The organism is Streptomyces pactum (assembly GCF_002005225.1).
Lineage (GTDB): Bacteria > Actinomycetota > Actinomycetes > Streptomycetales > Streptomycetaceae > Streptomyces > Streptomyces pactum_A.
In genome coordinates this window covers 824,641-836,810 of the sequence record NZ_CP019724.1, presented here as the reverse complement: position 1 = coordinate 836,810, position 12,170 = coordinate 824,641, and the positions used below count along the sequence as shown (strand labels likewise).

At 69.9% G+C, this 12,170-nt stretch carries 11 protein-coding genes and 1 pseudogene; 4 read left to right on the top strand and 8 right to left on the bottom strand.

The annotated features are described in order from the left end of the window. Positions 1-11: 11 nt before the first annotated feature. On the bottom strand, positions 12-1,337 hold the full coding sequence (locus B1H29_RS03765) for an MFS transporter (protein ID WP_055421116.1): 1,326 nt from the start codon (positions 1,335-1,337) through the stop codon (positions 12-14). Positions 1,338-1,483: 146 nt separating this feature from the next. On the opposite strand from B1H29_RS03765, the gene B1H29_RS03760 reads away from it, so the two are divergent. The 3 genes from B1H29_RS03760 (at position 1,484) to B1H29_RS03750 (ending at position 3,792) form a co-directional block, all read left to right on the top strand. Continuing rightward, positions 1,484-1,678 carry a hypothetical protein gene (locus B1H29_RS03760; protein ID WP_055421117.1) on the top strand — a complete coding sequence of 65 codons (195 nt, stop codon included), beginning with the start codon at positions 1,484-1,486 and terminating at the stop codon, positions 1,676-1,678. Beyond that, complete coding sequence (locus tag B1H29_RS03755; RefSeq protein ID WP_055421118.1) at positions 1,678-3,069, top strand: Asp-tRNA(Asn)/Glu-tRNA(Gln) amidotransferase GatCAB subunit A; 1,392 nt, start codon at positions 1,678-1,680, stop codon at positions 3,067-3,069. Before B1H29_RS03760 ends, B1H29_RS03755 begins: the two co-directional genes overlap by 1 nt. Positions 3,070-3,213: 144 nt before the next feature. After that, entirely contained in the window at positions 3,214-3,792 is a 579-nt protein-coding gene (locus B1H29_RS03750; RefSeq protein WP_055421119.1) for a TetR/AcrR family transcriptional regulator, read from the top strand. A 252-nt stretch (positions 3,793-4,044) separates the two neighbouring features. Here B1H29_RS03750 and B1H29_RS03745 read toward each other — a convergent pair whose 3' ends face one another. Continuing rightward, on the bottom strand, positions 4,045-5,475 hold the full coding sequence (locus tag B1H29_RS03745; RefSeq protein ID WP_055421120.1) for an endo-1,4-beta-xylanase: 1,431 nt from the start codon (positions 5,473-5,475) through the stop codon (positions 4,045-4,047). An 841-nt stretch (positions 5,476-6,316) separates the two neighbouring features. Between B1H29_RS03745 and B1H29_RS03740 the strand changes: the two genes are divergently transcribed. Continuing rightward, a complete protein-coding gene (locus B1H29_RS03740; protein ID WP_055421121.1) occupies positions 6,317-7,741 on the top strand; it encodes a non-reducing end alpha-L-arabinofuranosidase family hydrolase in 1,425 nt (474 codons plus the stop codon). Between the two features lie 262 nt (positions 7,742-8,003). Here B1H29_RS03740 and B1H29_RS03735 read toward each other — a convergent pair. The 6 genes and pseudogenes from B1H29_RS03735 to B1H29_RS03710 form a co-directional block, all read right to left on the bottom strand. Further along, positions 8,004-8,252: pseudogene (locus tag B1H29_RS03735) on the bottom strand (Atu4866 domain-containing protein); the annotation flags it as partial. Positions 8,253-8,282: 30 nt separating this feature from the next. After that, entirely contained in the window at positions 8,283-9,110 is an 828-nt protein-coding gene (locus B1H29_RS03730; RefSeq protein WP_055421122.1) for a pentapeptide repeat-containing protein, read from the bottom strand. Positions 9,111-9,344: 234 nt separating this feature from the next. Next, positions 9,345-9,740: a hypothetical protein gene (locus B1H29_RS03725; protein WP_055421123.1), complete on the bottom strand. Its 396-nt coding sequence runs from the start codon at positions 9,738-9,740 to the stop codon at positions 9,345-9,347. 146 nt (positions 9,741-9,886) lie between these two features. Continuing rightward, a complete protein-coding gene (locus B1H29_RS03720; protein ID WP_055421124.1) occupies positions 9,887-10,468 on the bottom strand; it encodes a class I SAM-dependent methyltransferase in 582 nt (193 codons plus the stop codon). 229 nt (positions 10,469-10,697) lie between these two features. Beyond that, positions 10,698-11,363: a fascin domain-containing protein gene (locus tag B1H29_RS03715; RefSeq protein ID WP_055421125.1), complete on the bottom strand. Its 666-nt coding sequence runs from the start codon at positions 11,361-11,363 to the stop codon at positions 10,698-10,700. A gap of 373 nt (positions 11,364-11,736) precedes the next feature. Further along, positions 11,737-12,162: a hypothetical protein gene (locus tag B1H29_RS03710; RefSeq protein WP_055421126.1), complete on the bottom strand. Its 426-nt coding sequence runs from the start codon at positions 12,160-12,162 to the stop codon at positions 11,737-11,739. Positions 12,163-12,170 lie beyond the last annotated feature (8 nt).

Here is a 12,170-nt window from a genome sequence, read left to right as displayed (position 1 = left end):
GGCGGCTTTCCTTACCTGTTATGGGTCGCGAGGAGGGAGATGTCTGGTGCGGGTGTGCCGGGCGAGGCGGATGTGTAGTTGCGCGTTGCCGGGCCGGAGTGGGTGTCCGGGGACGGTGACCGTCGCCGGCCACGCAGCGTCGCGCTCTGCGTCGCGACTGCGACGGTCGCCAGTACGGCCACGCAGCAGGCGTAGGCCAGTGCCGCCGCACGCAGTCCGAAGCCGGCGGCGAGGGCGCCGGCGCCGATGGCGGGCAGACTCATCGCCAGGTAGCTGAGTACGTAATAGGAGGCGAGCGTGCCGCCCTTCTCCCAGGCCGGAACCGAGTCGACGACCGCGCGCAGCGCACCCTGGGATACGGCTCCGAAACCGAACCCGGCCAGCGCCGCCCCGGCGAAGAGAAGTACGGGGCCGGCGAGATGGAGGGCGCCCAGGGTCAGGACGGCCGCCGGAATCACCGCGCAGCTCCCCACAAGAGCGGAGACGTCGGCACGCATCCTGCGCGTGAAGTACACCGTCGGGGCGGCGACGGCCGTCATCGTGAAGAAGACCATGCCGCCCGCGTGATCGGGTCCGTCGGGGGAGATGAGCCGTGTGAAGCCCGGCCCCAGGGACGAGTAGAAGCCGCCGAGTGCCCAGACGGCGACGACGCCGGCGCCGTTGAGCAGGAGAGCGTGGGCGGCCGCCGGCGGCAGCGCCAGGTGGGGCCGCGTCGAGCGCAGTGCTCCGGGACGGCGGCGGACGGTCTCGGGCGTCAAGACGAGGGCGATGGCCTGCGCGGCGAACACGGCGATCAGGACCGCGTACACCGTGATCGTCGGAACGGGGGCGAAGCGCACCAGGAGGGTGGCCGCCAGGACGCCGGCCGCCATGCCCGTCACCGGCGCGATGCTGTTGGCCAGAGCGGGGAGACCCGGCCGGGCGGGGTCGCCCAGGTCGACGAGGGCCGCGCCCGCCGCGCCGGTCGCCGCGCCGGTCGCGATGCCCTGCAGCACGCGGGCGCCGATCAGGGCGGTCAGGCCGCCGGCCGTCGCGAACAGTGCCATGGAGGCGACCTGGACCGCGAGCGCGCCCAGGAGCACGGGGCGGCGTCCGACGTGGTCGGAAAGGGTTCCGGTGGTCAGGAGTGCGATCAGGAGCGCCAGGGCGTAGGCGCTGAAGACCACGGTGATGTCGAGGGCCGACAACTGCCACTGAGCCTGGTAGCGGGGGTACAGCGGCGTCGGCGCGCTGGACGCGGCGAGCAGCGCGATCAGGATCGAGACGTGCAAGGCGAACGGCAGGCGTCCGGATGTGGAGGTGCGGGGAGACACGAGGCCCGCGGAGACACTCTGCATGAGGGCCCTTCCCGGGTAAAAGCAATTGGTTTGCTTTAAGTCACCGTAGGCCCTACGGTCGACTAAAGCAAACGATTCGCGTTTGCGGCGATCGAGGGGCCGGGCCAATCCCGGCCCGTCGCGCCGCACAGATCCGGAAGGACACCATGACCAGCGAACTCAGCCCCCAAGAGGCAGCCCGAGGGGCGCTGCGGGCGGGACTCCCCCTCCGGGAAGGCCGACACGAAGAAGTGGCCGTGACGGCCAACTACATCCACTCCGTGATCAGCACGTTGCGCGAGCTCGACTTCGGCGACACCCCTCCCGCCTCCTCCTACCGCGCCGGACAGGGGAATGCCTGATGCAACCGTTTGAGCTGTCGTTGACCGAAGCCTCCCGTGCGGTGCGCGCACAGGAGCTGTCCCCCGTCGAACTCACCGAATCGGTGCTCGCCCGTATCGCCGCCGTCGAAGGACGGCTGGGCGCCTACGTCACCGTCGCCGCCGACGCGGCCCTGGCCGCAGCGACCCGCGCCGAACGGGAGATCTCCGGCAGTGGACCGCGCGGGCCGCTGCACGGGATCCCCATGGCGCTCAAGGATCTGATCGACGCGGAGGGGATGCCGACCACGGCGAGCTCGCACGTCCGGGCAGGCCACGTGGCGGAACACGACAGCCGGGTGGCCGAACGGCTCGGCGCCGCCGGGGCCGTCCTCCTGGGCAAGACGCACACGCATGAGTTCGCCTACGGCCTCACCACTCCGCAGACGAACAACGCCTGGGACCACAGCCGGGTCGCGGGCGGGTCGAGCGGCGGTTCGGCGGTGGCTGTCGCCGCCGGCGGGGCGACGTTCGCCATGGGCACGGACACGGGCGGTTCCATCCGCGTCCCCGCGGCCCTGAACGGCGTGGTGGGCCTCAAGCCGACCTACGGCCTGGTCCCCCGCACAGGCGTGACCTCGCTGTCCTGGTCCCTGGACCACGTGGGCCCTGTCACCCGCACCGTCCAGGACGCGGCGCTGGTGCTGTCGGCGACCGCCTGCCACGACCCGCGCGACCCGGCGAGCGTGGCCGGCCCCGTGCCGGACCGCTTCCCGGGAGGCGATCTGCGAGGACTGAAGGTCGGCGTACCGCGGAACCACTACTTCGACCGGGTCACGCCCGAGGTCGAGGAGTCCGTACGCGGCGCGATCGAGCGGCTGGCGGAGCTCGGGGCGGAGCTCGTCGACGTCGAGATCCCGATGGCGCGTTACATCCAGGCCGTCCAGTGGGGGCTGATGGTCCCCGAGGCCACCGCGTACCACGAGCGGTCGCTGCGGGCCGTCCCCGACCTGTACGCGGCGGACGTCCGCATCCTGCTGGAGGCCGGTGAACTCACCTCTGCGGGCGATTACCTCCGCGCCCAGCGGGCCCGCACCATGATGAGGGACGCCTGGGCCCGCATGTTCGACGGAGTCGACGTCCTCGCCGCGCCGACGGTGCCGATGACCGCCGCCGAGGCGGGGAGGGAAGCCGTCGAGTGGGCCGATGGCACGACCGAGGCCGTGTCGGACAGCTACGTCCGCCTCTGTGCACCCGCCAACATCACCGGCGTCCCGGCCCTCACCCTGCCGGTCGGTCACGACCGCGCCGGACTGCCGATCGGTATGCAGCTGATGGCGCGCCCCTTCCGCGACGCGACGGTGCTCCGTGTCGGCCGGGTCTACGAGGAGTCGGTGGCCGGCGCGGGGCGGCTCGCTCCCGTCGCTGCCTGAGGGAAGGCGGACGTTCGCGTGGTCATGCGGTCGCGTCTCGTCGCAGGGGCGTGAGTCGTGCCCGGGCGCCCGGACATGGCGCCCTGCGGGTCGCCGGCACCGGCCACCGCCTAGAAGCAACGGATTCGCGTTAAGGTGGATCGCATGAGTCCCAAGCCCATGGCCCGTCCCGGCGGGCGCAGCGCACGCGTACAGGAGTCCGTTCATGCGGCGGTACGTGAACTCGTGGAGGAGGCGGGCCGCGACGCGCTCACGGTCCCGATGGTGGCCACTCGGGCGGGCGTGACCCCCTCCACGATCTACCGTCGCTGGGGCGACCTGCAAGAACTCCTGTCCGACGTGGCCGTCGAACGACTGCGCCCGGAAACGGGCCCGGCCGATCTCGGAAACCTGCGAGCCGATCTCGACGCGTGGGCGGAACAGTTCCTCGACGAGATGGCCTCGCCGTCCGGCCGCGCCTACATCCGGGACGCCCTGCTCGGCGACCCCGACGGCACCAACGCCGGTCGGTGTTCGGCGTATGCCGCCGAGCAGATCGACGCCGTGTTGGCCCGTGCGGTGCGGCGGGGGGAGCCGGTGCCCGAGACGGAACTGCTGATCGACCGTGTCGTGGCGCCGATCATGTACCGCATCCTCTTCCGCCCTGGCCGACTGGACGCCGCATACGCGCGCGAGCTCGTGACGAACGCCCTGTGCGCCCCGCGGACCGCGGCCGGCGCCTGACCCGCCCGGGCCGCCGCCCCGAATCGGGTGCGTACCGCTCGCCGGAGGCGAGGTGCCTCCGTATCCGCCGCCGGACGACAGCCTGATCAACTGGCACTGTGGGGCGGCGCCGACCCGGTCGGTGCACCGATCGCGAGGGTCGCCGCCACCACGGCGGCGACCCGGGACCATCAACGATGTCGTCCTGGAGGGGCCGGAGCAGCCGCACCGTAGGCCGTCATCGATTCGCCCCTTCGTTTGTGGCGGGTCCGGTCAGGTGCGGGTCCAGCGTTGGTTGCTGCCGTTCGAGCAGGAGTAGAGCTGGATCAGGGTTCCGTTGGCGGTGCCGCCTGCGACGGCGTCGAGGCAGAGGCCGGACTGGACTCCGACGATGGACCCGTCGGAGTTGAGGCGCCATTTCTGGTTGTCGCCACCCCAGCAGCCGTAGATCTGGACTTTGGATCCGTTGCCGGTGCCGGCGGCGTCCAGGCACTTGTTGCCGTAGACCCTGAGCTCGCCGGCGTCGGTGTACGTCCACTGCTGGTTGGTGCCGCTGTGGCAGTCCCACAGGTGGAGCTGGGTGCCGTCGGTGGTGCTGGTGCCGGGTACGTCCAGGCAGCGTCCCGAACCGACGCCCTTGATCTGCCCGGAGTCCGCAGGGGGCGTGGTGGAGCCGCCGTTGAGTGCGTTGAGGACGGAGGTGTAGGCGGACTTCTTGCTGCCGTCGTTGTTGAACAGCAGCGGCGTCTGCTCGGATCGCCAGGAGTCGCTGTCGCGCACACCCCAGACGGTGACGCCGAGGCAGCGCGAGACGGCCAGGCAGTCGTTGACCACGTTGGCGTAGGTCGTGGGCGAGGCGCCCTGGATGTCGAGTTCGGTGATGGCCACGTCGACGCCGAGGGCGGCGAAGTTCTCCAGGGTGGTGCGGAAGTTGCTGTTGTAGGGACTGCCGCTGTTGAAGTGCGACTGGAAGCCGACACAGTCGATCGGCACGCCGCGCTGCTTGAAGTCCCGCACCATGTTGTACATGGCCTGGGTCTTGGCCCAGGTCCAGTTCTCGACGTTGTAGTCGTTGTAGCAGAGCTTGGCGGACGGGTCGGCGGCGCGCGCGGTGCGGAAGGCGACCTCGATCCAGTCGTTGCCGGTGCGCTGCAGGTTGGAGTCCCGCCGGGCTCCCGAACCGCCGTCGGCGAAGGCCTCGTTCACGACGTCCCACTGCGTGATCTTGCCCTTGTAGTGGGCCATCACGCCGTTGATGTGGTCGATCATCGCCTGGCGCAGTGCGCTGCCGCTGAGGCTCTGCATCCAGCCGGGCTGCTGGGAGTGCCAGGCCAGGGTGTGACCGCGCACCTCCTTGCCGTTCTGCACCGCCCAGTTGTAGACGCGGTCGGCGGCGCTGAAGTCGAACCGGCCCCGCTGCGGTTCGGTGGCGTCGATCTTCATCTCGTTCTCGGCCGTCACCGAGTTGAACTCACGGTTGGCGATCGACGTGTACGTCGAGTCGCCCAGCCTGCCCGAGGCGATGGCGACGCCGAAGTAGCGGCCGCTCTGCGCCGCCGCTGCGCCGAGCGTGCTCTCGGCGGCGTGTGCGGTCGGTGGCGTGGCCAGTGCGGTGACCGTACCGAGGGCGCCGACGACCAGCGCCAACAGCAGGCCGCGGATCTTCCGGCGGACGACGGGTCTGGGAAGGGCATACGAGCCCATGACTGTGCCTCCAAGGTGGAAATCACGGAAGGATCGAAGCGCGGGGGATCGCGTCGTCCGCTCCCATTCGGCAGACGAACGGATGGACGGACGAACGGATGGACGGACGGACCGATGGACGGACGGGGCGGGCCGGAGCCCGGGCACCACGGAATCACCGGACACCGCGGTCATGGGACGGGACGATCTTTTGGACTGCCCGAGGCCGTGCGGTTCGACATATCGAGCTGTGGCCGGTTTCTCAGACAGGAATGATTGAGGTAATAACGATGATCGTCAATACTCCCCGCGAGAAAAGTTTCTGTCATGTGCTCGAAATTTTCGACGCTCTGGTGAATCGGCCAATCCCGGCGTCGCCATCGGTGGGGGTCGTAGGGTTGCCCCGCGCATCGGTGCCCTGAGTGCGAAGGGTGGTGGATTCCGCCGCCTCTGCGCGACGCGGCCGGTGTGACGTGCGACGTTTCGCGCATGTGTTCTCGCGAATGTTTCGGTGTCGATAGCGATGCATGCGAGAGGTATTGACGCCGTTCACTGACTCCCTATCATTCAGGTTGCTCGACGCTTCGACTCTCGTTCGATATCACGAACGCGTCGAAGTCGCTCCGTCGCACAGCAGGGCAACTCCGGGTCGCACCGCTCGAAAGTGGATCGCAGGGAGTCGTGTCGCATGCGTATGTCATGGCTTCGCCAATCTTTGTCCTCGCCCTCTTCGGCCGTGCCACCCGGTCGCCAGGCACTCGGCGGGACCGGCCGGCGCCGCAGCCGCCGCACCACACCGACAGTCCGGGCAAGCCCTGACAAGGCCGACCGGAACCGCCCACTCAAGGTTGAGGAAGTCCCCATGCACAGAGGAAGTTTCAGCCGCAGGCATCCGTCCGCGGTGCTCGCCGCCGTGGTCGCGGCCCTGGCCGCGCTGGCGGCGATGCTCGTCACCACTCCGGCCCAGGCGGCCACCAGTGGCGCCTTGCGCGGTGCCGGTTCGGGGCGGTGTCTCGATGTGCCGGGCGCCAGTCAGACCAACGGCACTTACCTGCAGATCTACGACTGCTGGAACGGAACCAACCAGCAGTGGACGTTGACGGACGCCGACCAGCTAACCGTGTACGGCAACAAGTGCCTGGATGTTCCGGGCCACGCCACCACGGCCGGTACCCGGGTACAGATCTGGAGTTGCAGCGGTGCGGCGAACCAGCAGTGGCGGGTGAACGCGGACGGCACGGTCGTCGGTGTGGAGTCCGGGCTGTGCCTCGACGTGAAGGACAACGGTACGGCCAACGGCACGGCGGTGCAGCTCTGGACGTGCAACGGCGGCAGCAACCAGAAGTGGACCGGTCTGACCGGGACGCCGCCGACGGACGGCCCGTGTTCCCTTCCGTCGACGTACCGCTGGACGTCGACGGGCGTGCTGGCACAGCCGGCGAACGGGTGGGCCGCGGTGAAGGACTTCACCACCGTGACGCACAACGGCAAGCATCTGGTCTACGCGTCCAACTTCTCGGGATCGTCGTACGGCTCGATGGTGTTCAGTCCCTTCACGAACTGGTCGGACATGGCGGCGGCCGACCAGACCGGTATGAGTCAGGCCGCGGTGGCGCCCACGCTGTTCTACTTCGCGCCCAGGAACATCTGGGTGCTGGCCTACCAGTGGGGTCCGGCGGCCTTCATGTACCGCACGTCGAGCGACCCCACCAACCCCAACGGCTGGTCCTCCGCGCAGCCGCTGTTCACCGGGAGCATCTCCGGCTCCGACACCGGTCCGATCGACCAGACCCTGATCGCCGACGGCCAGAACATGTACCTGTTCTTCGCCGGTGACAACGGCAAGATCTACCGGGCGAGCATGCCGATCGGGAACTTCCCGGGCAACTTCGGCTCGTCGTACACGACGATCATGAGCGACACGAAGGCCAACCTCTTCGAGGGCGTACAGGTATACAAGGTCCAGGGCCAGGACCAGTACCTCATGATCGTCGAGGCGATGGGTGCGAACGGGCGCTACTTCCGCTCCTTCACGGCCTCCAGCCTGAGCGGCTCGTGGACCCCGCAGGCCGCCAGCGAGAGCAACCCCTTCGCGGGCAAGGCCAACAGCGGCGCCACCTGGACCAACGACATCAGCCACGGTGACCTGGTCCGCGACAACCCTGACCAGACCATGACCATCGACCCCTGCAACCTGCAGTTCCTCTACCAGGGCAAGGACCCCAACGCGGGCGGCGAATACAACCGGCTGCCGTGGCGGCCGGGCGTCCTCACCCTGCAACGCTGACCTTCCCGGTTCACGGTGACCGTGGTGTGGTGCGGTCCGCAGGCGTGCGGGTGAGCGGCTCACGGCGGATCGGTTCCACCTGCTGACCGACACCACCGCTTCGAGGAACCCCAGCCGTGCGGCGGCCGGGGTTCCTCTCGCCATCCCACTCGAGGAGGGCGTGCCGGCCACCGTGCGCCGCCACGACGCCGGCACCCTCACCTCCACCCGCTCTCCGGAGGCCGGCTCTCCGGTCGCTGCCGCGAGAACGCCACCGGGGCGTGCGGTAGAGAACGAGGTGTTCGTGGTGGAGCACGCCGTCCCGGATGTCGCCCGTGGCCGTGAAACCGGTGTCGTCGACGTAATCGAGGTGGTCGCCGGTCACCGTGTACCGGCCGGCGTACGCACTGTGCCGGTCTCCCCGGGCCTCGTCGTAGCGTCCGTCCGGCGGCAGCTCCTGACGGATGTGACCGTCCGCGGTGACCCACCTGCCGACCACGTCGGCGTTCTCGCGGATCCGGTCGCTACGCAGCAACGACCGCGGTCGACGTGGTCCGGGGGTTCACGCCGCCCAGTGCCCGGGCCGCTGGAGGGCCGCCGGGATTCTGGTCGCCGAGTCACCCCGGGCGGCGTTGAGCTGCGGCTGCGTGAGGAAGAGGGCTCCCGTCAGGTCCGCCCCGCACAGGTTCGTGTCCCGCAGGTCCGCTCCGATGAGATCCGCTCCCCGAAGGTCCGCGCCGGACAGGTCGGCGGCGATCAGGCAGGCGCCGCGCATGCCGGCGCCGCGCAGCTTGGCGTTCCGCATCCGCTTGCCCATGAGGTCGGCGCCACGGTGGTCCTTCTTGCGGCCGGGCACTTCGGCGCGGGCAAGCTCGCTGGCCCGCAGCAGCAGGACGTTCACTTCCCCGCGCAACGCCGTCGTGTCGACCGCGAGCAGCGACTCGGCCGTGTCCCGGGTCATCGCGTCGATCCGGTCGTGGGCGCGACGCAGAGCGCGGCGTACGGGCCGGGCGGCCGGGAGGTCCATGGCCTCGGCGGTGTACCGCAGCAGCTCGTGCAGGTGCCGCATGACCGGGAAGACCTCGTACATCGTGCGGGCCGACGCCGGTTCCTCACGCCAGCTACGGCCTGCGAAAGTCACCTGGGAGACCTTCTGCCCGGCCCCGAAGCAGTCGAAGACCGTGCAACCGTTGTAACCGCTGTCTCGCAGCCGCTCGTGGATACCGCAGCCAAAGTCCTGCCGGAGGTTGCCGCACGGGGTGCCGGCGGCCTTGTTCGCGGCGAAGTCCGTCGAGCGGGCGAAGGGCAGAGCCACGCAGCACAGTCCGAAGCAGTTCCCGCAGTCGGCCTGCAGGTCGGGGTCGGCGGCGTTCGGGGCGTGCTGGGACAAGGCGGTTGCTCTCCTGGTGAGACGGGGCCCGGTGGACCGCTGCGGAACCCCCTGCGATGTCCGGCCCTGCGCGGGGGAAGGCAGCCTCCCATACTATCCGGCCGCACCCTGCGTCTCGAGCCTCGGCTCGTACGGTGGGCCCGCGGCGCCGGCGGGTGCGGACCGGACCGGAGGGCCGGGCGCCGCGCTGGGAGCAGCGCGTTCCGCCGCGACGGGGCGTGCCTGACGACCCGGTCAGCGGCCGTGGAGCCGGAGCCACTGTGGCCGGTGGGAGGCCGCCGGGCGGTGTCCTGCCGTCTCGCCCGTCGTGCTGCTGCCGCCCTCGTCCTCCATCCGGCCGGCCAGTTCGTCGCGCTCGGCGGCGGCTCGCCTGGCGGTGTCCCGGTCCCTGCGGCGCCTCTTGCCGCGGTGGCGCGCCAGCACCGTTCCGGCCAGGAGCATCCACATTCCCAGGCCGAAGATCAAGGTCAGCGCGATACCGCCGAGGAACGCCCCGAGTGTGCTGATCGTGAATGGCTCGCTCCCCAGCAGCGACACCGTGTAGTCCGGACCGCCGGACAGGTTGTCCGCGATCAGCAGCCCCGCGAAGGCGGCGGCGCCCGCCATGAGCAGGAGACCCAGCACCAGCATGGTTCTCACCTCGTTGCACGTGGAGATACTCCGCACGGGTTGCCAGGGAGAACGGGATAAAACGCGCCTGCCGGGCCCTGCCGTACCGTGCCGGCGTCGAGGAGCTCCGCAGCCGGGAATCCCCGGAGCCGGTCGTGCGGACCGGGTCAGGGGCGCAGGCCGTAGCAGTGGAAGGACGGATCGAGCTCGTGGACATCGACCCTCGACCAGCCGGTGGTGAGGAGTTCCACGTCGGGGGCGTCGCAGTCCCAGGACCTGGGGGCTCCCCGGGCGGGGTCGTGCACGGAGGTGACCACCCAGAAGACGCCGCCGGGTGCCAGGAGAGCGCGCACGCGGGAGAGGAAGCCGGGTTTGTCGGCGGCCCAGCGGTAGACGAGCCGGCAGGTGATGACGGCGAACGCGGGGTGGGGGAGTCCAGCGGCGTCGTCGGCGTCGAAGTCGAAGACCCGGATGTCCGCGGCCGGATGCCGAGTGCGGGCCAAGGCCACGGCGGTGGGGGAGCAGTCGACGCCGACCGACCGGTAGCCGAGTGCGGCGAGGTGCGCGGTGAGCGCTCCCTCGCCGCAGCCGATGTCCAGTGCGGGCCGGCCGCGGCCGGTGCCCAGGTGCCGGCCCAGAGCTTCGGTCTCCGTGCGGTCGATGGCCCGGAAGCGCCTGCCCCGCTGCCACACCGGCTCCCAGTACGAAGCGGCGCCCCGGGCCGGATACGGCGGTGTGGCGGGGCTCATTCCGAGGGAGCCATTTCGTCTTTTCCGGGCACCGGCGCCGGCTCCTCTGCTCCGGGCGATTCCCGGCGGGTTCGAAGTGGTGACAGGAACATACGGAGAATGTTCAGTGTCGTGCCGGCATCACCGCCCCGCAAGGCGATTTCGCGCCACCGGGAATTCCGGGTCCGGTTCGAAAGGGCTCACCGGTGCCGAGTTCTGCGCGGGCACCGGTAAGCCTTTTCGGCGGGCGTCAGGCGCCGAGGTCGTACAGGACGAACTCCTCCCAGGAACCGGTGATCTCGGTGGAACGGGCGCGCAGCGCGTACTGGAGCGATCCGGTGTAGCCGTTCTCCATGGTCACGAAGAGCCCGTTCAGCGTGGACTGGAGTGCCCAGCGGTCCAGGTCCTCGTTGTAGTACATGATGAACCGCTCCCAGCCGCCCACGCTCGTGGAGCGGGCGCGCAACACGTTCTGCGCGCTGCCGGTGAAGTTCTTCTCCACCGCCACGTAGCGGTTGTTGGCCAGGGACTTCAGGGTGTACGTCTGGCTGGCCTCGTCCCACTCGAAGGCGAAGCTCTCCCAGGATCCGCCGAATTCCTCCGAACGGGCCCTCAGGGCACCGGTGTTGGGGGCGGCGTAATTGACCTCGGTGGCCACGAAGCGGCCGTTGCGGACCGACTGCATGGCCAGCAGTTCGGGCTCCGCCTCCGCGGCGAGGGCGGCGTCCGGGGCGGCGAGCGGGGCCCGCCGGGCGTCGCTCTCCTCGGTGATCCGCGCCAGGTCGCCCGCGTCCACCGCCTCCCATCCGGCGGGCACGGCGGCCGGCCGGTCGGCACCCGGGGCGGCTCCGGCCGCGGGGGCGACCAGGGCGGAGGTCGCCAGCAGGGCGCTCAGGGACAGAAGTACGGAGGTCACACGTCTCACGAGAATTCCTCAGCTTTCGTCGAACGAATGCCGGGGATGGCGAGACACATGGGCTCGCCACGGGGTCTGATCGACCTCTCGAGATACTCGAATACTCGAGGCAGGAACAGCACCTGCCGTTCCCCCGATTTTCTCCGCACCCCCGACGACTGCGGTCGGTGCCCCTCCCCGGGCACGTCGGCAGCCGCTGCGCCAACTCGGCGAAGCGGTTTCAGCATAGTGATGTGACGTGTGTTTCGGCAGTGATTCGGCGTTGATTCGGCGAAAGTTGAACGGAATTACGCTGCATGACGGATTCCGTGGTTTCCCGTTAATGCCGGTGATGCTCGCCGTTACCGTCGCGGTCATGTGGCGCGCTGTGGCCTCACCGGCTCCGGCGCGTGATCCCGTCGACGACGAATCCGATCCCGATGCCGAGCATCCAGGTGTCCTTCGCCAGGGCCGTGCCCTCCTGTGTGGGGCGCAGGCTGCCCTCCTCGCGCATGCCGGGTGTGCGCAGGTACAGACCCACCAGCCCGGCCGAGAAGGCGGTCAGGCCGATGCCCGCCACGGCCGTCGGCACGACCGGCAGGAGCAGTGCGGCGCCGAGCGCCGTCTCACCGGCGGAGAGCAGCCTGGCGAAGGTCTGGGGCTGCATCCTGTCGAGGAACGGATAGGCGTTCTTCGCCATTCCGTGCAGCATGGCGGCCGTCTGCTCATCGGCCCCGCGCTTGGACAGCCCGGAGTTGAGGATGAAGGCCCCGGTGGCCAGTCGTGGGGCGACATGCCTGAGTTCGACGGGCAGGCGCATGAGAACTC

What these genes read in the sequence shown, in the direction of transcription:
- B1H29_RS03720 (WP_055421124.1), bottom strand. Translation starts at nt 10,468, where the DNA reads ATGAGCCCCGCCACACCGCCGTATCCGGCCCGGGGCGCCGCTTCGTAC.
- B1H29_RS03725 (WP_055421123.1), bottom strand. Translation starts at nt 9,740, where the DNA reads ATGCTGGTGCTGGGTCTCCTGCTCATGGCGGGCGCCGCCGCCTTCGCG.
- B1H29_RS03760 (WP_055421117.1), top strand. Translation starts at nt 1,484, where the DNA reads ATGACCAGCGAACTCAGCCCCCAAGAGGCAGCCCGAGGGGCGCTGCGG.
- B1H29_RS03755 (WP_055421118.1), top strand. Translation starts at nt 1,678, where the DNA reads ATGCAACCGTTTGAGCTGTCGTTGACCGAAGCCTCCCGTGCGGTGCGC.
- B1H29_RS03745 (WP_055421120.1), bottom strand. Translation starts at nt 5,475, where the DNA reads ATGGGCTCGTATGCCCTTCCCAGACCCGTCGTCCGCCGGAAGATCCGC.
- B1H29_RS03740 (WP_055421121.1), top strand. Translation starts at nt 6,317, where the DNA reads ATGCACAGAGGAAGTTTCAGCCGCAGGCATCCGTCCGCGGTGCTCGCC.
- B1H29_RS03750 (WP_055421119.1), top strand. Translation starts at nt 3,214, where the DNA reads ATGAGTCCCAAGCCCATGGCCCGTCCCGGCGGGCGCAGCGCACGCGTA.
- B1H29_RS03765 (WP_055421116.1), bottom strand. Translation starts at nt 1,337, where the DNA reads ATGCAGAGTGTCTCCGCGGGCCTCGTGTCTCCCCGCACCTCCACATCC.
- B1H29_RS03710 (WP_055421126.1), bottom strand. Translation starts at nt 12,162, where the DNA reads ATGCGCCTGCCCGTCGAACTCAGGCATGTCGCCCCACGACTGGCCACC.